Below are 22315 nucleotides of genomic sequence, written 5' to 3' on the forward strand. Positions count from 1 at the left end.
GAGTCACGGAAATGCCCTATCTCTTTGTTTTCAAGCAATTCCGGACGCAGAACCGCTGCGCACTTCTGCTGGAATTGCTTTAGCGCTTCGTAAGCGACAGGATCTTTTCGCGCAGCAGTTTCGCCATGTTGCGGGTGCTGCGATACATGTGCAATTGCGTGGCCACCTGCCGGACGTCGCGGTCGCCGTTTTGGGCGAGGCCGATGATCAGCGTGCCCATCTCTTCGCGCTCATGCCAGAAACGGCTCATGATCGGATGATCCGGCACCGCGCAGGAATCGGAGCGGACGACGTTGGCATCGTCGAGATGCCACTCCGTCAACTCGGCCATCAGCAGCTTGCCCGGCGAATAGCGGGCATAGGCCTCGTCATAGGCCGTCTTCCAGGTATAGGCCTCGCCGCCCATGATCAGCACGATCATCGAGGCGATGGCCTTGCCGTTGAGATCGATGGTGTGGATACGCACGGCGTCGACGGCCGCGAGGTTGGAGATCGCTTCGCGGGCAAAGGCGGCATGATGGCGATCGGTGACCAGAGCCGAACGTTTTTTGCCCTTCCAGCCGCTTGCCTCGAGCGCCAGGTATTCTTCCATGCGCTGGTGAACGTCGCGAGGCTGGCGGGCGACGCTATAGGTGACCTCGCCCTGGTTTTCCAAGAGACGCCACTGCCGGCGCATTTCGCGCAGATGCGCGTTCGAGATCGTCCGCTTCAGATAGGCGAGCGCATCGTCCTTGCTGTCGAGTATCGGGCGCTGGAAGGGGTTTGCGACCGCAATGGGCAGATTTCGGCCGATGGCAATAACCTTTGCCATCTGCGCGAAACGGCCGTTCAGGCGGATATCAGGAAGTACGAGCGTGGTCGGCAGGTGCAGTTCCTGTCGGGCCAGCGCTTCGAAGAGATTGTCGAGCGTTTCGCCGGCATCCTCCGCATCGACCAGCGGTGTGCCGAGCGGGCCGAACGAATTCGACCAGACGCGGATGATCGAGGGGCCGAGCGCAAAGCCCGGCTTGTCGACCGTAAAGGGCATCAGCAGGCGCATGCGGCTGCGCGTACTGCTGTTGTCGCGCATCAGGGCGAGCCGTACCTGCCGGTCTTCGAGCCGCGGCATGGCAGGCGCCAGGAAGCGTCCGGAGAAGAAGACGTTCGGCTCCATGGCGCGATTGGACAGGAAGTCCAACTCGTCCTGCAGCTCATAACCGAGCTTGCCGGGATAGAGGCAGAGTTCACGCCCGGCCCGGCCGACTTCGGCGCGGGCCTCGGCCTTCGGCGTTTCGAAATGCAGCGATGCAAGCGTATGCGTCAGGGCATTCACTTGGCTGTCGGTACTTTCGGTAAAGGGAGGGCGCGCCATGATCAGAGAGCCCCGTTCGTCGTTGCGAGTGCCGCCGGGCGGCGGATGAGCGCGAATAGCGTGATGCCGAGCGCATGGCGCACGGCAAGATGCAGAAGCAGGGCCTCGACCGCCATGGCGGCGGCACCGGCAATGGCCGCACCCTCGATGCCGAAATGCGGAATGAGGATGACGTTGAGGCTGATATTGGCGACGAGCGCGGCAGCATAGAGATAGACGCAGAGCATCTGCTTGTCCGCCATCGTCAGCAGCACTTCGGCGGGACCGACCAGTGCCTTGACGAGGATGCCGGCAAGCAGGATGGCCATCACCACCTGGCCTTCGGCGAAGGCAGCGCCGAAAAGCGACAGAAGGAACTGCCCGGCCGCCAGGACGGCAAGGCCGACGGCCAGCGCCGGGAAGAAGGTCCAGCGCGTCGCTTCGGTGGCGAAGGCGGCGAGCTTGGACCGGTCGTTTTCGGCGATGATGGCGGCAAAGCGCGGGCCGATGGCTGCCTTGACGGCGAAATAGACGAAATGAACCAGAGCCATGGTCTTGGCGGCGGCGAAATAGACGGCGACCTCCTCCGGATCAAGAAAGATCCCGACGACGATGACGTCCGAATTGGTAAGGAGATAGCCGACGCCTTCGACCAGGAATATCGGAAAGGCGACCGCCAGCCAGGCATTGAACTCGGTGGCTTTCGCGCCGCTCGGATAATGGCGGCGCAGGCGCAAAGTCACGGCGAGGTATTGCAGGAGGACGCTCGTAAACGCGCCTGCCAGCGCCGCTGCCATGGCCGTGACCGCATCGTGAGGTGCGCCTGCAAGGACAGCGGCGAGCATGAAGAGCAGGATCAGCGTCGGACGGATCAGGAAGGTCGGGCTCAAGGCCATGATCGGCCAGTGTTTGGCGCGCGCCGTGCCATCCAGAACGTCACCGAGCGCGATCATCGGCACGGCAATCAGCCCGAGGAAAACAGGCATGACGTAGTAGTGCTCGATCTTGCCGCTGAAGGCATAAAGCAGGATCGCGCCGATCAGCGCCAGGGCGCCGGAGACCGCGACGACGAACAGGCGCGCCGTCGCATTCAGGCCGCGGACGGCGTCATGATTGCCGCTGGCTTCATATTGCGGCAGGAAACGGATGACGGCGGTGGGGAAGCCCAAGCAGGCGAGGTTGCCGAAGAGGATCATCAGCACCCAGACGAAGACGAAGACGCCATACTCGAATCTGCCCATCAGGCGGGCGAGGACGATCTGCGAGACGAAGGCGAGTGCTGCGCCGGCAATGCGGATGGCGAAGGCGATCAGTGCCATGCGCTGCGAAACGGACTTTTCGTCGTGGCCCGTGAGAAGGTCGGCAAGTTTATGCAGATATGGCGATAGCGCAGTCCGCAATGCGGACGGCAGCATTCTCTCTGCTGTTTGAAAGACCGCCATCATCGATACGCAATACTTTAAATATGACATCAACCTGCGATAGTCTTGGCAGAGGAGAGTTAAGAATCAGTTCTTTATAACCTTTGAAAGCGACATAAGCGATGGCGGCTCACCGCAACAAAAAATGCCGCCCGAAGGCGGCATCCTGTTGATTTTCAAAAGCAACGATATGTCAGACGACTTCGGTGCTCTCGAAGGCGCCATGGCAATGCTTGTATTTCTTGCCGGAGCCGCAGGGGCATGCCTCGTTGCGGCCGACGCGGCCCCAGGTTGCCGGGTTTTGCGGGTCGCGACTTTCCGGAGACACGAAGCTTTCGCTTGCGAGGCTAAACGGCGCGAACTCGTCTTCGCCTGTCGTGGCGTCGATATGGCGTGCCTGCATCGGCGGGGTCTGCGGTTCGGCCGGCTGCTGCACGAGCTCGACGCGTGAGAGCTGGGCTGTCACGGCCTGGCGCAGGTTGTTCAAGAGTGCCTGGAACAGCTCGAAAGCCTCGGCCTTGTATTCCTGCAGCGGGTCGCGCTGGGCATAGCCGCGGAAGCCGATGACCGAACGCAGATGGTCGAGGTTGACGATATGCTCACGCCAAAGATTGTCCAGCGTCTGCAGGACGATGGAGCGCTCGACATAGGTCATGATCTCGGGGCCGAAACGCTCAGCCTTTTCGGTGGCCGCCTTTTCGGTGATTTCCGTCAGGCGTGCGCGAATGTCGTCCTCGGCGATACCCTCTTCCTTGACCCAGTCGTGGATCGGGAGGTCGATGTCGAAAAAGTTGGCGACCGCCGCCTTCAGGCCATCGGCGTCCCACTGCTCGGCATAGGCGCGTTCAGGAATATGCTTGGCGACGAGATCCTCGATGACGTCGTGGCGCATGTCGCCGACGGTTTCGGTGAGATCCGTCGCGTCCATCAGCTCGACGCGCTGCTCGAAGATGACCTTGCGCTGGTCGTTCAGCACGTCGTCATACTTCAGAACGTTCTTGCGGATGTCGAAGTTGCGGGCTTCGACCTTCTTCTGGGCGCGTTCCAGCGCCTTGTTGATCCAGGGATGGACGATGGCTTCGCCTTCCTTGAGGCCGAGCTTCTGCAGCATGCCGTCCATGCGGTCGGAGCCGAAGATGCGCATCAGGTCATCCTGCAGCGACAGGTAGAATTTCGAGCGGCCGGGGTCGCCCTGACGGCCGGAACGGCCACGCAGCTGATTGTCGATGCGGCGGCTTTCATGGCGCTCGCTGGCGATGACGTAGAGACCGCCGGCGGCGATCGACCGCTGCTTGAGTACTTGGATCTCCTCGGCGATCCTGGCGATCGCAGCGTCGCGCTCCGGACCGGGCTCGACATCGTGCAGGTCGCGCTCGACGCGCATTTCGAGGTTGCCGCCGAGCTGGATGTCGGTGCCGCGGCCGGCCATGTTGGTGGCGATCGTCACCGCGCCGGGAACGCCGGCCTGGGCGACGATGTAGGCTTCCTGCTCATGGTAGCGGGCGTTCAGGACCTGGAAGTTGTTGAAGCCCTGCTTGCGCATGAGGTCGGCGAGAAGTTCCGACTTTTCGATCGATGTGGTACCGACGAGCACCGGCTGGTCGCGCTTGTGCGCATCCAGGATCTCGGCGATGATTGCCTTGAATTTCTCTTCATGCGTACGATAGACCTCGTCGTCCTCGTCGATACGCTGGATCGGCAGGTTGGTCGGCACTTCGATCACGTCGAGGCCGTAGATGTTGCCGAATTCTTCCGCTTCCGTCGACGCCGTGCCGGTCATACCGGCGAGCTTGCCGTACATGCGGAAATAGTTCTGGAAGGTGATCTGCGCCAGCGTCTGGTTTTCCGGCTGGATCTGCACCCGTTCCTTGGCTTCCAGAGCCTGGTGCTGGCCGTCCGAATAGCGGCGGCCCGGCATCATGCGGCCGGTGAACTCGTCGATGATGACGACTTCATCGTTGCGCACGATATAGTCCTTGTCGCGCTGGAAGAGCTTGTGGGCCTTGAGCGCGTTGTTGATGTGGTGGACGATCGCGACGTTCTCGACGTCATAAAGAGATTCACCCTTGAGCAGGCCGGCCTCGCTCAGCATGTTTTCCAGCTTCTCGGTGCCTTCTTCGGAGAAGTTGGCCGAGCGCTGCTTTTCGTCGATTTCGTAATCTTCCTTCGAAAGGCGCGGGATGAAGGCGTCGATCGTCGTGTAGAGATCGGAACGGTCGTCGAGCGGGCCTGAAATGATCAACGGCGTGCGCGCTTCGTCGATCAGGATGGAGTCCACTTCGTCGACGATGGCGAAGGGATGGCCGCGCTGGACCATCTGCCCGCGCTCGTATTTCATATTGTCGCGAAGATAGTCGAAGCCGAGCTCGTTGTTGGTGCCGTAGGTGATGTCGCAGGCATAGGCGTCGCGCCGCTCGTCGTCGGACATGCCGTGGACGATGACGCCCGTGGTCATGCCTAGGAAGCCATAGAGGCGGCCCATGGTGGCGCTGTCGCGCTGTGCCAGGTAGTCGTTGACCGTGACGACATGCACGCCCTTGCCGGCCAGCGCATTCAGGTAGACCGGCAGGGTCGCCACGAGCGTCTTGCCTTCGCCGGTCTTCATTTCGGCAATGGCATTGGAATGAAGGATCATGCCGCCGACGAGCTGTACGTCAAAAGGTCGCATGCCGAGAACGCGGCGCGACGCCTCGCGGGCCACCGCAAAGGCGGGAACGAGGAGGTCGTCGAGGGTCTTGCCATCGGCGAGCTGCTGGCGGAACTCAACCGTCTTGGCGGTCAAAGCTTCATCGGACAGCGCGCGCATCTCTTGCTCGAGCGCATTGATGGCAACGACATTCGGCTGGAACGACTTCACGCGGCGGTCGTTGGACGAGCCGAACAACTTGCGGGCAATTCCACCTAGGCTGACCATGTTACTGGTCCTTTCTGAGATTTCATCCTGCCGTATCCTGCTTTATCCATTCCCAAAAAAACGGGAGTTTAGCACAAAACGGCCGGAAACTGTTCTGGACGCGAGGTTGCGTGACAGATAAGAGGGGGGTCGATTGATGTCAACGGGATTTGGCCGATACACAAAGGCCACATTCTCCTGCTGAAGGCTTTTTCACGCCGGAATCATAACTGTCGAGCCGGTCGAGACCACCGAAGGGTTATTTTATGTTGAAGTACAACAAACTTGCTGCGGTTGCTTTCGCAACAATCATCACCTTCCAGGCGCCTGTCTTTGCGGCTGATGCCCAGGATCCCGTTGTCGCCAAGGTCGGCGACGTTGAAATCCATCAGTCCGAACTCAATCTGGCGATCGCCAATCTTGATCCGCAGCTCGGCCAGCTTCCGGACGACCAGAAGAAGGTCGCCGCGCTTTCGGCTTCGATCGACGTGAAGCTGCTTTCGCAGAAGGCCGCCGCCGAGAAGCTCGATCAGACTCCGGACTTCCAGGCTCACATGGCCTATCTGCGCGACCGCGAGCTGCACAATGCCTATTTCAAGGCGCATGTTGCCGACGCCATCACGGATGCGGAAGTCAAGGCCCGCTACGACAAGGAAGTCGCCGCCCTTCCGAAGCAGGAAGAAGTGCATGCCCGCCATATCCTGGTGAAGACCGAGGATGAAGCCAAGGCAGTCATCAAGGAACTCGACGGCGGCAAGGATTTCGCCGCACTCGCCAAGGAAAAGTCCACCGATCCGAACAAGGCCGACGGCGGCGATCTCGGCTATTTCGGCCATGGCCGCATGGTCAAGGAATTCGAAGACGCTGCCTTTGCCCTGCCGGTTGGCACTTATACGAAGACTCCGGTCAAGAGCGATTTCGGCTGGCATGTCATCAAGGTCGAAGACAAGCGCGTGGCTCCGCCACCGCCGTTCGATCAGGTCAAGGACCAGGTTCGTCAGCTCGTCATGCGCGACAAGTATCTTGAACTCCTGAACAAGGCCAAGCAGGACAGCAAGGTCGCCATCAGCGACCCGGCGCTCAGCAAGGCCTATGAGGATGCGCAGAAGCAGCAGGACGCAGCACCGGCGGACGACGCCGTCTCGCCTGACGCCCAGCCGCAGCAGTAAGCAGTCGCAAGCAAGATCATCAGGGCCCGGATTTTCCGGGCCTTTCACTATCAGGTGGCTCTCATGTCCGGTTCCGTCTCTCCGCTTGCACCCCAAACCTTCGCTTCCATGCCTGCCCTTCGCGGTGTGCGCATGACCACGGCCTCCGCCGGCATCAAGTATAAGAACCGGACCGACGTCCTGCTGATGGTCTTTGACAAGCCGGCAGCCGTCGCCGGCGTTTTCACACGCTCGAAGTGCCCCTCGGCTCCCGTCGATTTCTGCCGGGCGAACCTGGCGCATGGCAGCGCTCGCGCCGTCGTCGTCAATTCCGGCAATGCCAATGCCTTTACCGGGCTGAAGGGCCGCCAGGCGACGGAACTGACCGCCAAGTCCGCTGCCTCTGCCGTCGGTTGCGGTGAAAACGAAGTCTATCTCGCCTCGACAGGCGTCATCGGCGAGCCTCTGGACGCGACCAAATTTGCCGGCGTGCTCGACACCATGGCGAAGGATGCCGTCAGCGATTTCTGGTTCGAAGCGGCCAAGGCGATCATGACCACGGATACCTATCCGAAGGTTGCGACCCGCAGCGCCGAGATCGATGGCGTCAAGGTCACCATCAACGGCATCGCCAAGGGTGCGGGCATGATCGCCCCCGATATGGCGACGATGCTTTCCTTCGTCGTGACGGATGCCGATATTTCCTCTTCCGCGCTGCAGGCGCTGCTGTCCGATGGTGTCGGCCCGAGCTTCAATTCCATGACTGTTGATAGCGATACCTCGACCTCGGATACGTTGATGCTGTTTGCCACCGGCGCTGCCGCGGCTGACGGACAGGCGCGCATCGACCGCGCCGATGACCCGAAGCTCGCGGCGTTCCGCACGGCACTCAACGAACTCCTCAAGGATCTTGCCATCCAGGTCGTCCGCGACGGCGAAGGCGCCACCAAGATGCTCGAGATCACCGTGACCGGCGCCGAAAATGACGCTGCCGCGAAGCGCATTGCGCTTTCCATCGCCAATTCGCCGCTGGTCAAAACAGCGGCCGCCGGCGAAGACGCCAATTGGGGCCGCGTCGTCATGGCGGTCGGCAAGGCCGGCGAGATGGCGGATCGCGACAAGCTCGCCATCTGGTTCGGCGATGTCCGCGTTGCCGTCAACGGCGAGCGCGACGCTTCCTATTCGGAGGAGGCGGCGTCGAACGTGATGAAGCGGCAGGATATTCCCGTGAAGGTCGATCTCGGCCTCGGCAATGGCCGCGCGACGGTCTGGACCTGCGACCTCACCAAGGAATATGTTGCCATCAATGGCGACTACCGGAGCTGATATCTCGCTGATGCATGCGCAGTCCACGATAAACAAGCTGCCCTTGGTGCGCAGGCTCGAAGCAGTTGGCTTTCGGGCATGGCCTGCTTCGTCCGTGCAGTATGATGGCAGCTGGCAGGTGCGGCTGACGGCGGGTCATCCGTCGAAGCGGCTCAATTCGGTGGTGCCGCTCGACCCCTCCGATCATCGCGATCTCGAAATCCGGCTGGCGAAGGCGCGGCGGAAGTTCGAAGCTTATGGCAGGCCGATGGTGGTGCGCGAGACGCCGCTCGCCTCGTCGCAGCTCATCGATCTCCTGCAGAAGCGCGGCTGGACGCGGTTCGACGAGACGCTCGTCATGATCGCCGATCTGGTCGATCTGGAGCTGCCGGATATGCTCGATCACCTTCCGAGCCATGATGTCGGCCGCTACGTCGACGCGAGCCTGCTGGTTGATGGGGCTGATCCGGCCCTGAAGCCCGCGCTGGCCGAGGTGGTAAGCAGCATCAAGCCGCCGTCGGGTCTCTTCGTCATCGAAAATGACGATGCCGGACCCGTGGCGACGACACTTTGCGTACAGGATAATGATCTTGCCGGTATTCTGTCGGTTTCCGTTTCGGCGCAGCATCGGCGCAAGGGGCTGGGGGCCGAAATCCTGACGTCGGCGTTGCGTTGGGCGCGGATGCGTAGCGCCAAGACGGCCTGGCTTCAGGTCGCCGCCGACAACGAGCCGGCCCTGGCGCTTTATGCCCGCTTCGGATTCCGCGAGGCCTATCGCTATTGCTATTGGCAATCTTCGGAGGAAGCATGAGCGAAGCTGGCCGCAAGATCGTCCTCGTTGCCGCCTGCGCGCTCATCGATACGGATGGCCGGATTCTTCTGTCGCAGCGGCCCGAGGGCAAGTCGCTGGCCGGTCTCTGGGAATTCCCCGGCGGCAAGGTCGAGACCGGCGAGACGCCGGAGGAGACATTGGTGCGCGAGCTTGAGGAAGAGCTCGGTATCCAGACCAAGATTGCCTGCCTGGCACCGCTGACTTTCGCCAGCCACACCTATGAAACCTTCCATCTGCTGATGCCGCTCTATATCTGCCGGCGTTACGATGGCATCCCGCATGGCCGGGAAGGGCAGGCGATCAAATGGGTGCGGCCGCAGGCCCTGCGCGACTATCCGATGCCGCCGGCCGATGAGCCGCTGATCCCATTCCTGCAGGATCTGCTTTAGGGTTAGATTTCCTTGAAGCGGAAGTTCGACTGAGCGAGCTGATCGAGATTATTCGCCATAGCCTCTCGATGGGAAGGCTCTGTCTTCGGTGTTCTCCGGAGCAACTCCGTCAGCATTTCCGATTGTCTGGCTGAATCCCGGCGGATTGCCTCTAGATGCTCGAGCATCAATCCGAAGGTAAAAATCACGGCACCGCAAAATGCATAGAAAAGCGCCGCGACCAGCCCCGCGACAAAGCCGCCGATGCCACCGATGAAAAGCATCGAGACGGCCAACACGATCGCGAAGGCGACAACGAGGCCGCCGACCGCTTTGAACAACCCCACCATATGTCAGCTCCGCCACAACTTATAAGAATGGTATCTTTGTCATGCGTTGCATTCGCGCGAGTGGGCGTCAACATCAATCTATTGGTGTAATCTATTTATAACTATTCTTTGGCGTGCTATTATGAGAGGAGTTTGTCGCCTGATGACGCACCGGGTCTTGTTTGAGTTTGCAGCGCACATATTTGGCGCGCTCAGAGACGGCATCCGGCAAGTATGGTTAACAGAAATTAGCCATTTAATATCAGGCCTATAGCCCGAATCGGGCGCTGTCCCGGAATATTACGCCTCATTAATTTGCATGTGGATATTAAGGGATCGTTTATGACCTTCTGGCATTCAATGCTCTCAATCAAGCGGTTGTTGGGTGCGTTAGAGAAGGCTTGACACAATGGACGACGATTTCTGGAAAGCTGTTCAGGAAAAAGAGCAGTCCTATTCCACGTCGCGCAAGACGGGCGCGTTGAATATCGCTTTGCTGTTCGGTACGGCGGCGGTCGCGCTTTCGCTTATCCTGACGCCAATGCTCTCCGACAAATCCAAGTCGCGTGTGCTTGCAAGTGCACCGGATCTCGACAATATTACCACCGGTTCGATCCCACAGACTGAAAACGGCAAGCGTTATACGATCCGCCGCAGTGTGCTGCAGCATGAGCCGGGTTCGGTCTGCATCGTTCAGGGGTACGGCGCCGACAGCGGCTGCCAATAGAGCTTACGCATAGCCTGCCAGATGCCATGACGAGCATCGGATTCACGAGATGTTGATGTCCAATGCTGGGGCTGGGAGCTTTGAGCGTATGCGTTCTGTACGGCGTTTTTTCAATGACAAGACCGGTGCAACGGTCATCGAGTACGGCCTCATCGCTGCCCTCATGTCCGCGGCGATCATCAGTGGTGTCGGCGCTTTCGGCGGGAGCCTTGCGAGCGCCTTCAATATATTGTCCAACACGATTCAGAATTCGTCCGCTTCCGGGAATTGAAGCGGCCGCCCGCTCCATTCGCCTCGACTGACGGACTATTGTTTGAGCTTGTGCTCGTCGACCTTGAGCGCATCGGCCAGGCGTGCCTTGGCCGAACCCGGCTGAAGCGGCTTCTGCTGGCTTTCATGCGGCGTCCAGCCGGATGCATAGATGATCGAGAAGGTGGCCCGAATCCTGCCGTCGGCATCGGAATAGCGCTCAGAGTAGAGTTCGGCGGCGCGCAGGAAAAAGGCGCGTGTCAGCGGCTTGCGGCTGCGGTCGGCAAGCGGATTGGTCATGCCCATGGCGCGCAGGTCGCGCATCAGCGCGAACAGATTGTCGTAGCGCACCGTATAGGTCTCGGCGTCTATGACGGGCAGGGTAAAACCGGCGCGCTGCAAAAGGCCGCCGACATCGCGGACATCGGCGAAGGGGATGACGCGCGGGCTGGCTCCACCCGTCAGTTCGATCTCGGTTGCCAGCAGCACATCGCGCAATTCCTGCAGGGTTCCCAAGCCCGGGATCGCCGCCAGGAAAAGGCCGTCGGCCTTCAGCGCGCGGCGGACCTGGATGAAAACGCCAGGCGTATCGTTGGTGACATGCAAGCTGAGGGGAGAGAGGACAAGATTGACCGACTCGGCTTCGAGCGGCAATTCCTCGAGCGGCGCCGCGATCAAGGTCTCGCCGGGTGCGGCAAAGCCCGTCTCGCTTTCGATCCTGCTGAGATGGCCGATCTTGCCGGTCGCCAGCGCGAGGCGCGCCGCGATGCCGGTCGCGCCGTGAAGCTCCACCGCTTCGTCGAAATGCCGTTCGATGACACCAAGTCGCTCCGCCAGTTCGCTCGCCGCGATGTCGAGAAGAAACGCAGCCTTGGCGTCGCCCTGTCTCAGCGCCCGGCGTTTGCGGGCAGCGAGCAGCGATTGGTCGAACACGATTTCCATGGCGGTTTCCTGCAATATCATCACTTCGGCGGGGCGTGGCGAGCACGCACGTTTTCCCTTCGCAAAGCCTGCGGGAAAAAGCTAGTGTCAATCATATGGGGATGATGGCGCGCGAAATCACGCTAACGAAATTGCGGTCCGGGCTGATAAGGCCCTGGCTGGCTCTGGCCGATCTGGTCTATCCGCCTGCCTGTCCCGGTTGCGGGGTTTCGGTTGGCGCGCATCGCGGCCTTTGTCCCGCCTGCTGGTCCGGTATCCGGTTCATCGAGCGGCCCTATTGCGAGATCCTGGGCAGCCCGTTTTCCCATGATCTCGGCGCTGGGATCCTCAGCGCCGAGGCGATCGCCGACCCGCCGGTTTTCGACCGGCTGCGTTCCGCCGCGGTTCACGACGGCATCGTGCGCGACCTCGTTCTCAGCTTGAAATATCGCGATCGTACCGATCTGGCGCCGATGATGGCCGGCTGGATGCTGCGCGCCAGCGACGGCATGGTCACCGCTTGCGACGCCATAATCCCAGTGCCGCTGCATCGGGCGCGGTTGTTTGCGCGCAAATACAACCAGGCAGCCGAACTCGCCCGCCATCTTGCCCGCCTTTCGGGCAAGCCGCTGCTTCCGGCGACGCTGCTGCGCGTCAAGCGCACGAGCCAGCAGGTCGGTCTTGGCGCCAAGGCGCGGCAGGACAATGTGCGCGGGGCGTTCGCGGTGTCAGAGCATCGCGCGGGCGATGTGTTCGGCCGGCGCGTCGTGCTTGTCGACGATGTCTACACCACCGGCGCGACGGTGGCGGCGGCGACACGCGCCCTGAAGAAAGCCGGTGCGGCGGATGTGACGGTTTTGACCTTTGCAAGGGTCGTCGGCCATCTTATATGACTGTGAACCTGTACTTTTCCGGAGTGGATCATGACATCCGTCGTTATCTATACGCGTGAATTCTGCGGCTATTGCGCCCGGGCGAAATCGCTGCTCGAATCCAAGGGCGTCGATTATGTCGAGCGCAACGCAACCTATTCGCCCGAGCTGCGCCAGGAGATGATATCAAAGGCAAACGGCCGCTCGACCTTCCCGCAGATCTTCATCAATGGCGAGCATGTCGGCGGCTGCGACGACATCCATGCGCTCGATCGGGCCGGCAAGCTCGATCCGATGCTCGCCGCCTGAACCGCTTCGCAAGGGAGACGACGATGACCTTCAAAGCCGCCGCCATTCAGATGTGCTCCGGTGTCGATCCGGTGAAGAACGCAGCCGACATGGCGCGTCTGGTCCGTGAAGGCGCTTCGCAGGGCGCTGTCTATGTGCAGACGCCGGAGATGACGGGCGCCGTGCAGAAGGACCGACCCGGTCTGCGCGCCGTATTGCGCGATGAGGCAGGCGACATCATCGTCAAGACGGCCGCCGAGCTGGCGAAGGAACTCGGCATCTACCTCCACATCGGCTCGACAGCCATCGCGCTCGACGACGGCAAGATCGCCAATCGCGGCTTCCTCTTCGGTCCTGACGGCAAGCTCGTCAACCGTTACGACAAGATCCATATGTTCGACGTCGATCTCGACAATGGCGAAAGCTGGCGCGAGAGCGCGGTCTATCGGCCTGGATCGGAGGCACGGATCACGTCGCTGCCCTTTGCCGAACTCGGCTTTTCCATCTGCTACGACGTGCGCTTTCCGCAGCTTTTCCGCGCCCAGGCTGTTGCCGGCGCCGAAGTAATGACGGTCCCTGCCGCTTTCACCAGGCAGACCGGCGAGGCGCATTGGGAAATCCTCTTGCGCGCCCGCGCCATCGAGAACGGCATGTTCGTCATCGCTGCCGCGCAGGCCGGCAAGCATGAGGACGGCCGTGAGACCTTCGGTCACTCGATGATCATCGATCCCTGGGGCAAGGTGCTGGCATCCGCCGGCGGCACAGGCGAGGCGGTGGTTATCGCCGAGATCGATATCGCGGCGGTGAAAGCAGCCCATGACAAAATTCCAAACCTGAAGAATGCGCGTGAATTTTCGCTGGAAAAGATCGCGACGCCGGCGGCTGGAGGCGTCGCTGCTTGATCCGCTACTCCCTTAGTTGTGACAATGCCCACGAGTTCGAGGGCTGGTTTTCGGAAAGTGCCGATTTCGACCGGCAGGTCGAAAGCGGTTTCCTGACGTGCCCCGTCTGCAATTCGGCCGCGATTTCAAAGCTCCTGATGGCGCCGTCTGTATCTACCGCGCGCAAGAAGACCGAGATGCAGACGCTTGCCATGGATGCTGCCCGTAAGGAAGCGATGGCCAAGCTCAAGGAAGCGGTCGAAGCCATCAAAGCCAATGCCGAGGATGTCGGCACGAAATTTCCCGAAGAGGCCCGCAAGATCCATTATGGTGAGGCGGATGCACGCGGGATTATCGGCAAGGCGACGCCGGACGAGGCGAAGGCTCTTGTCGACGAGGGTATCGAAATCGCCGCCATCCCCGTCCTGCCCGACGATACCAATTGATGCCGGCAGACGGCCGCAGGCATCTCGCCATGTATAATTTCGGGCTGCATGTCGCGGCTTATGAAAGTCCCGACGTGGAAGGATTTCGCCTGCGGGAAGCGGCGAATTTCGAGGCGGCGGCTCGGGCCCATGGCTTCATCGGCCGCTCCGGTTATGCAGGTGAGCCTGGCATAGCCTGTTGGGGCGAACAGATCTTTCCGCGCTTCATCGCGGGTAGCGGCTTTGCGACCGCTCCGTCGTCGCTATCGCTCTGGGCGAATATCGAATCGCTGATGGCGTTTAGCTATAGCGGTGTGCATGCGGATGCCTTGAAACATGCTCGGCATTGGAATGTCAGGCAAAGCTGGCCGCCGCTGGTTCTCTGGTGGTTGGATGCCGATACGGTTCCGGCATGGAAAGACGGTGTCGAGCGGCTGGAACATCTTCACGACAACGGGCCGAGCGCTCGCGCCTTCTCGTTCAAGCATCCCTACGGCCCTTACGGCCATCCCGCAGAGATCGACCGTGGCCGGGTGAAGGAAATCGCTGCCCTGAATGCCATAGGCCAGGGCGATCTGCTGGCGCATGTCAGGGCGCTGAAAGTCTAGGCCAAATTGCCTGCTTTCGGCAGATAGTGGCTTTAGCCCGGCCGCTTCGCCAGCAGCATGTAGTTCACATCCATGTCCTTCGACAGGTTCCATCGGTCCTGCAGCGGCGAATAGAACACGCCGGTGCGGGCTATGATGTCCATCCCATCGGCGGCGAGCGGCTTTTCGATCTCTTCCGGGCGAACGAGCTTTTCATACTGGTGCGTGCCGCGCGGCAGCCAGCGCAGGACGTTTTCGGCGGCGAAGATCGCAAGCGCTGCCGCCTTCATCGTACGGTTGATGGTGGCGACGAACATCAGGCCGCCGGGCCGCACCATTTTCGCGCAGGTCGACAGGAAGAACTCGACGTCGGCAACATGCTCGACCACTTCCATGTTCAGCACGATATCGAAGGTCTCGCCGGCTTCGGCCAGCTGCTCGGCGGTGACGGCGCGATAGTCGACGGCAACGCCGGAGGACTTCGCATGCGTCGAGGCGATGCCGATATTCTTTTCGGAGGGGTCGGCGCCGACGACGGAGGCACCCATGCGCGCCATCGGCTCCGACAGCAATCCGCCGCCGCAACCGATATCGAGCACGCGCAGGCCCTCCAGAGGCCGGCCGTTCTTCGGATCACGGCCGAAGTTTTCGCAAGCGTTATCGCGGATATAGGCAAGGCGAACGGGATTGAATTTGTGCAGCGGCTTGAACTTGCCGGTCGGGCTCCACCATTCGGCCGCCATGGCGGAGAAACGGTCCACTTCGCTCTGGTCGATCGTGCTTTTCGCCGCTTCGGTCATGGCTCACTCCCTGGTCTGTGCCGCGCCACTCGTTCGGACGGTCGCGAGGAATAATCTGTCGGATGTGAAGTCGGACGATCGGCGGCCGATGTCAAGGGCCGGGCCTTAGATGCTGTCCGCCGGCTGTCCCGATCGGTGAGAGCGGCTGGACGGTGGTTGACAGTGAACCGTCGCATGGCCGATCAATCGCCGGGGCTGTCAAATGGACTTGCAGAGCCGGATCGATTTCGATCGGCCGACTTATGGAGGAGTTCCTTATGAGACCACTATGTTTTGCGGCGGCAATTGTAATTGCCTGTCTCGCGGTCGCGCCGGCGAAGGCCGGAGACGGCAAGGGTTTTCGCCTGACTATCGATGGCGTCGAAGTGGGAATCAATCCCGGCGACACGCTCGACATGACGATGAAGGATGGACGCAAGCTCTCGGTGGCGCTGCAGCGCAGCGAAACGGTGACGTTCACCGGTACCAAGTTCTCTTTCGATCACGATGGCCAGTTCTCTGTCGCCAAGACTGACCTTGGCGGCACCGTGCAGCAATATGCGCTGATAACGCCGATTGGCACCGGCATCATCGTGCAGGAATACAAGGGACTCAATCCTTCAAGCATCACGGATTTCGTGCTGCAGCAGATGGTTCAGGAAAGCATCAACGCCGGTGCCAAGATAACGAAGCAGGCCACGCAGCGCTCAATTACCGGCGGGGTCGTGCTGAAAGGCGTCAAGGCGGAAACCTCAACGGAAAATGATGTCATGGAGTATGAGATCGTGGCTACAGGGCGTCCGGATGGCGGCGTACTCGTTGCCACCTTCTCCAACAAGGAAAATATCCCCAAGGAAGGGGCTATCCTCGACAAGATGTGGTCGAGCCTAAAAGTGGAGTAGTAGAGAATAGTTTTAGGGGCGCCGGCTGTGCCAAGCTATTGCACCCGCCTGCCAAACTCGCTAAGAGACGCCCCCATTGAGATCAAGCTTTTCCGGCTACCAAACCGGAAGGGCGATTTTGCATGCCGGGCTTATCGCATTTCGGCCGCCCGGCGCCGGGTACTGGTAGAGGCACATGGCACGCATCGTGATGAAATTCGGCGGAACGTCCGTCGCGGATCTGGACCGTATCAAGAATGTCGCACGCCATGTGAAACGTGAAGTCGACGCCGGCCATGAGGTCGCGGTCGTCGTTTCCGCCATGTCCGGCAAGACCAACGAGCTGGTCGGCTGGGTCCAGAACATGCCGAAGGTCGCCGGTGCCGATCATTCGATCTATGATGCGCGCGAATATGACGCGGTGGTGGCTTCCGGCGAGCAGGTGACATCGGGTCTGCTGGCGATCGCGCTGCAAGCCATGGGCATCAACGCCCGCTCTTGGCAGGGCTGGCAGATCCCGATCCGCACCGACAATGCGCATGGCGCGGCGCGCATTCTCGAAATCGACGGCGGCGAAATGATCCGCCGCATGGGGGAAGGCCAGGTGGCTGTCGTCGCCGGCTTCCAGGGGCTTGGCCCGGACAACCGCCTCTCGACGCTCGGCCGCGGCGGTTCCGATACATCGGCGGTGGCGATCGCCGCAGCCGTCAAGGCCGATCGCTGTGATATCTATACCGATGTCGACGGCGTCTACACGACCGATCCGCGCATCGAGCCGAAGGCGCGCCGCCTGAAGAAGATCGCCTTCGAGGAAATGCTCGAAATGGCCTCGCTCGGCGCCAAGGTGCTGCAAGTGCGCTCGGTCGAGCTGGCAATGGTCTTTAAGGTTCGCACCTTCGTGCGCTCCTCTTTTGAAGATCCCGATGCTCCGGGCATGGGCGATCTCTTGAACCCGCCCGGAACGCTGATTTGTGACGAGGAAGAAATCGTGGAACAGGAAGTAGTCACCGGCATTGCCTATGCCAAGGATGAGGCCCAGATCTCGCTGCGCCGTCTTGCCGACCGGCCGGGCGTTTCCGCCGCCATCTTCGGGCCGCTGGCCGAAAACCACATCAATGTCGACATGATCGTCCAGAATATTTCCGAGGACGGCTCCAAGACCGACATGACCTTCACGGTTCCCTCGGGCGATGTCGACAAGGCGCTGCGCGTTCTCGGCGAGAACAAGGAAAAGATCGGCTACGACGTGATCCAAAACGAATCAGGTCTGGTCAAGGTTTCGGTCATCGGCGTCGGCATGCGTTCGCACGCTGGCGTTGCCGCGACCGCTTTCCGGGCACTTGCCGAAAAAGGTATCAACATCAAGGCCATTACGACGTCAGAAATCAAGATTTCCATTCTGATCGACGGTCCTTATGCGGAACTGGCAGTCAGGACTTTGCATTCCTGCTACGGTCTGGATAAGAGTTGATACAGGACTGCTGACGACGGACCGCGACGGAGGCAAGCTTCGGCCGGCTCAGACGCGGGCAAGAATGGCATGACATCTTGATTCGGGAGCTAGAGACGCAATGAGAGACCTATCCGGCGGTCCACGCGTTCTGCTCAAGCGGCTGCGCGAATTGATGGCGGAGCCGCTGGAGCCGCAGGAGCGTCTTGACCGGATCGTTCGCCAGATCGCCAGCAACATGGTCGCCGAAGTCTGCTCGGTCTATGTGCTGCGCGCCGACGGGGTACTCGAGCTCTATGCTACAGAGGGCCTCAACAAGGAAGCCGTCCACCTTTCGCAACTGAAGATGGGGCAAGGCCTGGTCGGCACGATCGCCGCCTCCGCCCAGCCGCTCAACCTGTCCGACGCGCAATCGCATCCCGCCTTCCGCTACCTGCCGGAAACGGGCGAAGAGATCTACCATTCCTTCCTCGGCGTGCCGATCCTGCGCACCGGCCGGTCGCTCGGCGTTCTCGTCGTTCAGAACAAGGCGAGCCGGAACTATCGCGAAGAAGAGCTGGAAGCGCTCGAAACCACGGCGATGGTGCTCGCCGAAATGATCGCCACCGGCGAGCTGAAGAAGATCACGAAGCCGGGACTGGAACTCGATCTCACCCGTTCGGTCACCATCGACGGCGACTGCTACAATGAAGGCATCGGCCTCGGCTATGTCGTGCTGCACGAGCCGCGCATCGTCGTCACCAACCTCTTGAACGAGGATGCCGACAAGGAAATCCGCCGGCTGGCCGAAGCACTCGGTTCGCTGCGTATTTCGATCGACGACATGCTGTCGCGCCGCGACGTCTCGATGGAGGGCGAGCATCGCGAGGTACTCGAAACCTATCGCATGTTCGCGCATGACCAGGGCTGGGTGCGCAAGCTCGAAGAAGCCGTGCGCAACGGCCTGACGGCGGAAGCCGCCGTCGAAAAAGTGCAGAGCGATACCAAGGCGCGCATGATGCGCCTGACCGATCCTTATCTGCGCGAGCGCATGCACGATTTCGAAGACCTGGCGAATCGGCTGCTCAGGCAGCTTATCGGCCATTCGGGCCGCACAAGCGCCGAAGGTTTCCCGAATGATGCGATCATCTTCGCGCGCGCCATGGGTGCTGCCGAGCTGCTCGACTATCCCCGTGCCAATATTCGCGGCCTGGTGCTCGAAGAGGGCGCCGTCACGAGCCACGTCGTCATCGTCGCCCGTGCCATGGGCATTCCAGTCATCGGCCAGGCGACCGGGATCGTCGCCCTTGCGGAAAACGGCGATTCGGTCATCATCGATGGCGATGGTGGCCATGTGCATCTCCGGCCGATGGCCGATCATCAGCGTTCCTACGAGGAAAAGGTGCGTTTTCGCGCCCGCCGGCAGGAGCAGTTCCGCGCGTTGCGCTCGGTCGAGCCGGTCACCAAGGACGGGCAGCGCATTTCATTGCAGATGAATGCCGGCCTGCTGGTCGATCTGCCGCAGCTTGCCGAATCCGGTGCCGAAGGCATCGGCCTGTTCCGCACGGAACTGCAGTTCATGATCGCTTCCACCATGCCGAAGGCGGATGAGCAGGAGGCGTTCTACCGCAATGTGTTAAAGCAGGCGGACGGGCGCGTCGTCACCTTCAGAACGCTTGATATCGGCGGCGACAAGGTCGTGTCCTATTTCCGCGCGCATGAGGAAGAGAATCCGGCTCTCGGCTGGCGCGCCATTCGTCTCTCCCTGGATCGCCCGGGCTTGCTGCGCATGCAGCTGCGGGCCATGCTGAAGGCGGCGGCCGACGGCGAGTTGAAGTTGATGGTGCCGATGGTCACGGAGGTCTCCGAGATCAAGGCGGTGCGCGAGCTGTTGCAGAAGGAAGTGCAGCATCTCTCCCGTTTCGGGCATAGCCTGCCGCGCAAGCTGCAGTTCGGCGCCATGCTGGAAGTGCCGGCGCTGCTCTGGCAACTGGACGAGCTGATGGCGGAAGTCGATTTCGTCTCGGTCGGTTCCAACGATCTGTTCCAGTTCTCGATGGCGGTGGATCGCGGCAATGCCCGCGTGTCGGATCGCTTCGATCCGCTCGACCGGCCGTTCCTGCGTATTCTTCGGGATATCGTGCGGGCCGGCGAGCGCAACAAGACGCCGGTGACGCTTTGCGGCGAACTGGCCGGCAAGACGATTTCGGCCATGGCACTGCTCGGCCTCGGCTTCCGTTCGGTATCGATGTCGCCGGCCTCGATCGGTCCGGTCAAGGCGATGCTTCTGGGGCTCGATCTTCAGGCCCTCTCGACCGTCATGGAGGAGGCACTGAACGATAAGCGTCCGACGACCTCGATGCGCGATATCCTTGTGCGTTTCGCCGAAAGTCACAATATTCCGCTTTAGCGTGTGATCCCGAAAGACCGTAAGCGGTGTCCGGACGAGATCATGCGCATCACATCACAGCAGATATAATAAGAAGAATTGGAGTCTAGGGTGGCCAAGCTTCCCGTTGAAAAAATGCGCGAGCTGGAGCGCCGTTTCGGTGAAATCGAGGCGCGCATGTCCGCCGGTCCCGCCGCGGATGTCTATGTGAAGCTTGCTTCCGAATATTCCGAATTGCAGCCGGTCGTCGCCAAGATCCGCGACTATGAGAAGGCGATTGCCGAGGCTTCGGATCTGGAAGCCATGCTCACCGACAAGTCCGTCGACCGCGAGATGCGCGATCTTGCCGATATGGAATTGCCCGAGGTCAAGGAGCGGATCGAGGTGCTGGAACAGGAAATCCAGATCCTGCTGCTGCCGAAGGACGCCGCCGACGAGAAGAGCGCGATCCTAGAAATCCGCGCCGGGACCGGCGGCTCGGAAGCCGCGCTTTTCGGCGGCGATCTCTTCCGCATGTATGAGCGCTTCGCCGCGAACAATGGCTGGAAAGTCGAAGTTCTCTCGGCGAGCGAAGGCGAGGCGGGCGGCTACAAGGAAATCATCGCGACCATCAGCGGCAAGGGCGTGTTCTCGCGGCTGAAGTTCGAATCCGGCGTGCATCGCGTGCAGCGCGTGCCGGAGACCGAAGCGGGCGGCCGAATTCATACCTCGGCGGCAACCGTCGCCGTGCTGCCGGAAGCCGAGGAAATCGATATCGAGATCCGCGCCGAGGATATCCGCATCGACACGATGCGCTCTTCGGGTGCCGGCGGCCAGCACGTCAACACCACGGACTCGGCGGTGCGCATCACCCATATTCCCTCCGGCATCGTGGTAACGAGCTCGGAAAAGTCGCAGCATCAGAACCGCGCCAAGGCGATGCAGGTGCTGCGCTCGCGTCTCTTCGACATGGAGCGCCAGCGCGCCGACAGCGAACGCTCGGCCGATCGCAAGAGTCAGGTCGGCTCCGGCGACCGATCCGAACGCATCCGCACCTATAATTTCCCGCAGGGACGGGTTACCGATCACCGCATCAACCTGACGCTCTACAAGCTCGACCGGATGATGGAAGGCGAGATCGACGAGGTGGTCGATGCGCTTCTGGCGGATTACCAGGCGAGCCAGCTCGCCCAGCTTGGCGAACAGGCATGAGCGGCGGGCAGGGGTCGACCGTAGCCGGGCTCCTGCAGGAGGTGCGCGCCAGCTTTGCGGCGGCCGACCTCGATGATCCCGCCACCGAGGCGCGCATCCTGGTCGGAGGGCTTCTCCGCCTTTCATCGACGGAGCTTGTGACACGGGGTTCCGAGGCGGTGCTGCCGGATGATGTGACGACGGCGCGGGCGGCGGTCGCCCGCCGTTTGAACCATGAGCCGGTTTACCGAATCCTCGGTGAGCGGGAATTCTACGGTCTGCCGTTGCGGTTGTCGCCTGCCACGCTCGAGCCGCGTCCCGACACCGAAATCCTCGTCGATACCATGCTGCCGCATGTGCGGCGCCTTCAATCCGAGCTTGGGAATGTCCACATTTTGGATCTGGGAACGGGAACGGGGGCCATTTGTCTGGCCCTGCTGCGTGAATGCCCGCAAGCGACGGGCGTCGGTTCCGATATCTCCGCTGAGGCGCTGGAGACTGCCCGCGGGAACGCGGAGCGGAATGGCTTGGCGGCGCGGTTCGAGACTGCGCAAGGAAGCTGGTTTGATGCCATCCACGAACGATTTCACGTGATTGTCTCAAATCCGCCCTATATTGCGTCCAGTGTCATTTCTACTCTCGCTCCAGAAGTAAAGGATTTCGATCCTCCCGCGGCCCTTGACGGGGGCCTTGATGGGCTGGATGCATATAGGGCGATCGCAAAGGATGCGGCGCGGTTTCTATACCCGGATGGCAAGATAGGGGTGGAGATCGGTTACGATCAGCGTGAAACGGTGACTTCGGTTTTTGAAGGAGCAGGATTTCTCCTTGTCGAGGCGGTTCGTGACTACGGCCAGAACGACCGGGTGCTTGTGTTTCAATTTCATCGGTAACGCGACACGTTGCTGCAGGTTTGTGGGCCCCCTGTTGTTATCGCAAATAAAAAGCTTGGATTTCCTGAGGAAGCGATATAGGTTGCGCTCACGCGTTGGGCGGCTGGGAATAGACGGGACGATTCGTCTATCTTGGACAGGCCTCGGGGATCCGCTCTTTGGTAAGAGTGTCAAAGGTTGAAGATAACCCAATGCGTG

At 61.0% G+C, this 22315-nt stretch carries 22 protein-coding genes; 16 read left to right on the forward strand and 6 right to left on the reverse strand.

Going from position 1 to position 22315, the window contains the following annotated elements:
* Positions 1-79 precede the first annotated feature (79 nt).
* The 3 genes from FHT29_RS16320 to secA all read right to left on the reverse strand — a co-directional run bounded on the left by FHT29_RS16320 (position 80) and on the right by secA (position 5665).
* Entirely contained in the window at positions 80-1351 is a 1272-nt protein-coding gene (locus FHT29_RS16320; protein ID WP_037196670.1) for a GNAT family N-acetyltransferase, read from the reverse strand.
* A 2-nt stretch (positions 1352-1353) separates the two neighbouring features.
* Positions 1354-2772, reverse strand: a complete 1419-nt coding sequence (locus FHT29_RS16325; RefSeq protein WP_047554338.1) for a lipopolysaccharide biosynthesis protein — start codon at positions 2770-2772, stop codon at positions 1354-1356.
* Between the two features lie 172 nt (positions 2773-2944).
* Positions 2945-5665 carry a preprotein translocase subunit SecA gene (gene secA / locus FHT29_RS16330; protein ID WP_037196663.1) on the reverse strand — a complete coding sequence of 907 codons (2721 nt, stop codon included), beginning with the start codon at positions 5663-5665 and terminating at the stop codon, positions 2945-2947.
* Positions 5666-5910: 245 nt separating this feature from the next.
* Between secA and FHT29_RS16335 the strand changes: the two genes are divergently transcribed.
* From FHT29_RS16335 to mutT, 4 genes are all read left to right on the forward strand, one after another.
* Entirely contained in the window at positions 5911-6813 is a 903-nt protein-coding gene (locus FHT29_RS16335) for a peptidylprolyl isomerase (protein WP_047553445.1), read from the forward strand.
* A gap of 63 nt (positions 6814-6876) precedes the next feature.
* On the forward strand, positions 6877-8118 hold the full coding sequence (argJ, locus tag FHT29_RS16340) for a bifunctional glutamate N-acetyltransferase/amino-acid acetyltransferase ArgJ (RefSeq protein WP_047553443.1): 1242 nt from the start codon (positions 6877-6879) through the stop codon (positions 8116-8118).
* Entirely contained in the window at positions 8099-8908 is an 810-nt protein-coding gene (locus FHT29_RS16345; RefSeq protein ID WP_047553440.1) for a GNAT family N-acetyltransferase, read from the forward strand. Before argJ ends, FHT29_RS16345 begins: the two co-directional genes overlap by 20 nt.
* Positions 8905-9318, forward strand: a complete 414-nt coding sequence (gene mutT / locus FHT29_RS16350) for an 8-oxo-dGTP diphosphatase MutT (protein ID WP_047553438.1) — start codon at positions 8905-8907, stop codon at positions 9316-9318. Before FHT29_RS16345 ends, mutT begins: the two co-directional genes overlap by 4 nt.
* 2 nt (positions 9319-9320) lie before the next feature.
* On the opposite strand, the gene FHT29_RS16355 is transcribed toward mutT, so the two are convergent.
* On the reverse strand, positions 9321-9647 hold the full coding sequence (locus FHT29_RS16355) for a hypothetical protein (protein ID WP_047553435.1): 327 nt from the start codon (positions 9645-9647) through the stop codon (positions 9321-9323).
* Positions 9648-10035: 388 nt separating this feature from the next.
* Here FHT29_RS16355 and FHT29_RS16360 point away from each other — a divergent pair, with 388 nt between their 5' ends.
* Both FHT29_RS16360 and FHT29_RS16365 read left to right on the forward strand, forming a co-directional pair.
* Entirely contained in the window at positions 10036-10353 is a 318-nt protein-coding gene (locus FHT29_RS16360) for a hypothetical protein (RefSeq protein WP_034481918.1), read from the forward strand.
* An 88-nt stretch (positions 10354-10441) separates the two neighbouring features.
* Positions 10442-10624 carry a Flp family type IVb pilin gene (locus tag FHT29_RS16365; RefSeq protein WP_037196651.1) on the forward strand — a complete coding sequence of 61 codons (183 nt, stop codon included), beginning with the start codon at positions 10442-10444 and terminating at the stop codon, positions 10622-10624.
* Between the two features lie 35 nt (positions 10625-10659).
* On the opposite strand, the gene FHT29_RS16370 is transcribed toward FHT29_RS16365, so the two are convergent.
* Positions 10660-11544, reverse strand: a complete 885-nt coding sequence (locus tag FHT29_RS16370; RefSeq protein WP_168599854.1) for a methyltransferase domain-containing protein — start codon at positions 11542-11544, stop codon at positions 10660-10662.
* A gap of 95 nt (positions 11545-11639) precedes the next feature.
* Between FHT29_RS16370 and FHT29_RS16375 the strand changes: the two genes are divergently transcribed.
* Genes FHT29_RS16375 through FHT29_RS16395 form a run of 5 tightly spaced genes read left to right on the forward strand, consistent with a single transcriptional unit; the run spans position 11640 to position 14597 of the window.
* Positions 11640-12416 carry a ComF family protein gene (locus tag FHT29_RS16375; RefSeq protein WP_047553429.1) on the forward strand — a complete coding sequence of 259 codons (777 nt, stop codon included), beginning with the start codon at positions 11640-11642 and terminating at the stop codon, positions 12414-12416.
* 30 nt (positions 12417-12446) lie between these two features.
* Positions 12447-12704, forward strand: coding sequence for a glutaredoxin 3 (gene grxC, locus FHT29_RS16380; RefSeq protein WP_047553427.1), 258 nt, complete (start codon positions 12447-12449; stop codon positions 12702-12704).
* A gap of 23 nt (positions 12705-12727) precedes the next feature.
* Complete coding sequence (locus FHT29_RS16385; protein ID WP_037196648.1) at positions 12728-13585, forward strand: carbon-nitrogen hydrolase family protein; 858 nt, start codon at positions 12728-12730, stop codon at positions 13583-13585.
* Complete coding sequence (locus FHT29_RS16390; protein ID WP_037196647.1) at positions 13582-14010, forward strand: DUF1178 family protein; 429 nt, start codon at positions 13582-13584, stop codon at positions 14008-14010. The genes FHT29_RS16385 and FHT29_RS16390 overlap by 4 nt, the downstream gene beginning before the upstream one ends.
* On the forward strand, positions 14010-14597 hold the full coding sequence (locus tag FHT29_RS16395; protein WP_047553425.1) for a DUF3291 domain-containing protein: 588 nt from the start codon (positions 14010-14012) through the stop codon (positions 14595-14597). Before FHT29_RS16390 ends, FHT29_RS16395 begins: the two co-directional genes overlap by 1 nt.
* A 32-nt stretch (positions 14598-14629) precedes the next feature.
* On the opposite strand, the gene ubiG is transcribed toward FHT29_RS16395, so the two are convergent.
* Complete coding sequence (ubiG, locus tag FHT29_RS16400; protein ID WP_047553422.1) at positions 14630-15376, reverse strand: bifunctional 2-polyprenyl-6-hydroxyphenol methylase/3-demethylubiquinol 3-O-methyltransferase UbiG; 747 nt, start codon at positions 15374-15376, stop codon at positions 14630-14632.
* A 257-nt stretch (positions 15377-15633) separates the two neighbouring features.
* Between ubiG and FHT29_RS16405 the strand changes: the two genes are divergently transcribed.
* The 5 genes from FHT29_RS16405 to prmC all read left to right on the forward strand — a co-directional run bounded on the left by FHT29_RS16405 (position 15634) and on the right by prmC (position 22117).
* Entirely contained in the window at positions 15634-16257 is a 624-nt protein-coding gene (locus FHT29_RS16405; RefSeq protein ID WP_047554337.1) for a hypothetical protein, read from the forward strand.
* 175 nt (positions 16258-16432) lie between these two features.
* Positions 16433-17707, forward strand: coding sequence for an aspartate kinase (locus FHT29_RS16410; RefSeq protein WP_037196641.1), 1275 nt, complete (start codon positions 16433-16435; stop codon positions 17705-17707).
* A gap of 100 nt (positions 17708-17807) precedes the next feature.
* A complete protein-coding gene (gene ptsP / locus FHT29_RS16415; RefSeq protein WP_037196639.1) occupies positions 17808-20075 on the forward strand; it encodes a phosphoenolpyruvate--protein phosphotransferase in 2268 nt (755 codons plus the stop codon).
* A 90-nt stretch (positions 20076-20165) separates the two neighbouring features.
* Positions 20166-21245 carry a peptide chain release factor 1 gene (prfA, locus tag FHT29_RS16420; RefSeq protein ID WP_037196636.1) on the forward strand — a complete coding sequence of 360 codons (1080 nt, stop codon included), beginning with the start codon at positions 20166-20168 and terminating at the stop codon, positions 21243-21245.
* Positions 21242-22117: a peptide chain release factor N(5)-glutamine methyltransferase gene (gene prmC, locus FHT29_RS16425; protein WP_047553418.1), complete on the forward strand. Its 876-nt coding sequence runs from the start codon at positions 21242-21244 to the stop codon at positions 22115-22117. The genes prfA and prmC overlap by 4 nt, the downstream gene beginning before the upstream one ends.
* Positions 22118-22315: the final 198 nt, after the last annotated feature.

The organism is Rhizobium sp. SG741, from assembly GCF_012275435.1.
GTDB lineage: Bacteria > Pseudomonadota > Alphaproteobacteria > Rhizobiales > Rhizobiaceae > Rhizobium > Rhizobium lusitanum.

What these genes read in the sequence shown, in the direction of transcription:
- argJ (WP_047553443.1), top strand. Translation starts at nt 6,877, where the DNA reads ATGTCCGGTTCCGTCTCTCCGCTTGCACCCCAAACCTTCGCTTCCATG.
- FHT29_RS16325 (WP_047554338.1), bottom strand. Translation starts at nt 2,772, where the DNA reads ATGGCGGTCTTTCAAACAGCAGAGAGAATGCTGCCGTCCGCATTGCGG.
- FHT29_RS16410 (WP_037196641.1), top strand. Translation starts at nt 16,433, where the DNA reads ATGGCACGCATCGTGATGAAATTCGGCGGAACGTCCGTCGCGGATCTG.
- grxC (WP_047553427.1), top strand. Translation starts at nt 12,447, where the DNA reads ATGACATCCGTCGTTATCTATACGCGTGAATTCTGCGGCTATTGCGCC.
- FHT29_RS16385 (WP_037196648.1), top strand. Translation starts at nt 12,728, where the DNA reads ATGACCTTCAAAGCCGCCGCCATTCAGATGTGCTCCGGTGTCGATCCG.
- FHT29_RS16365 (WP_037196651.1), top strand. Translation starts at nt 10,442, where the DNA reads ATGCGTTCTGTACGGCGTTTTTTCAATGACAAGACCGGTGCAACGGTC.
- FHT29_RS16405 (WP_047554337.1), top strand. Translation starts at nt 15,634, where the DNA reads ATGAGACCACTATGTTTTGCGGCGGCAATTGTAATTGCCTGTCTCGCG.
- prmC (WP_047553418.1), top strand. Translation starts at nt 21,242, where the DNA reads ATGAGCGGCGGGCAGGGGTCGACCGTAGCCGGGCTCCTGCAGGAGGTG.
- FHT29_RS16335 (WP_047553445.1), top strand. Translation starts at nt 5,911, where the DNA reads ATGTTGAAGTACAACAAACTTGCTGCGGTTGCTTTCGCAACAATCATC.
- ubiG (WP_047553422.1), bottom strand. Translation starts at nt 15,376, where the DNA reads ATGACCGAAGCGGCGAAAAGCACGATCGACCAGAGCGAAGTGGACCGT.
- FHT29_RS16360 (WP_034481918.1), top strand. Translation starts at nt 10,036, where the DNA reads ATGGACGACGATTTCTGGAAAGCTGTTCAGGAAAAAGAGCAGTCCTAT.
- FHT29_RS16395 (WP_047553425.1), top strand. Translation starts at nt 14,010, where the DNA reads ATGCCGGCAGACGGCCGCAGGCATCTCGCCATGTATAATTTCGGGCTG.
- FHT29_RS16320 (WP_037196670.1), bottom strand. Translation starts at nt 1,351, where the DNA reads ATGGCGCGCCCTCCCTTTACCGAAAGTACCGACAGCCAAGTGAATGCC.
- secA (WP_037196663.1), bottom strand. Translation starts at nt 5,665, where the DNA reads ATGGTCAGCCTAGGTGGAATTGCCCGCAAGTTGTTCGGCTCGTCCAAC.
- FHT29_RS16345 (WP_047553440.1), top strand. Translation starts at nt 8,099, where the DNA reads ATGGCGACTACCGGAGCTGATATCTCGCTGATGCATGCGCAGTCCACG.
- mutT (WP_047553438.1), top strand. Translation starts at nt 8,905, where the DNA reads ATGAGCGAAGCTGGCCGCAAGATCGTCCTCGTTGCCGCCTGCGCGCTC.
- FHT29_RS16370 (WP_168599854.1), bottom strand. Translation starts at nt 11,544, where the DNA reads ATGGAAATCGTGTTCGACCAATCGCTGCTCGCTGCCCGCAAACGCCGG.
- FHT29_RS16375 (WP_047553429.1), top strand. Translation starts at nt 11,640, where the DNA reads ATGGGGATGATGGCGCGCGAAATCACGCTAACGAAATTGCGGTCCGGG.
- FHT29_RS16355 (WP_047553435.1), bottom strand. Translation starts at nt 9,647, where the DNA reads ATGGTGGGGTTGTTCAAAGCGGTCGGCGGCCTCGTTGTCGCCTTCGCG.
- ptsP (WP_037196639.1), top strand. Translation starts at nt 17,808, where the DNA reads ATGAGAGACCTATCCGGCGGTCCACGCGTTCTGCTCAAGCGGCTGCGC.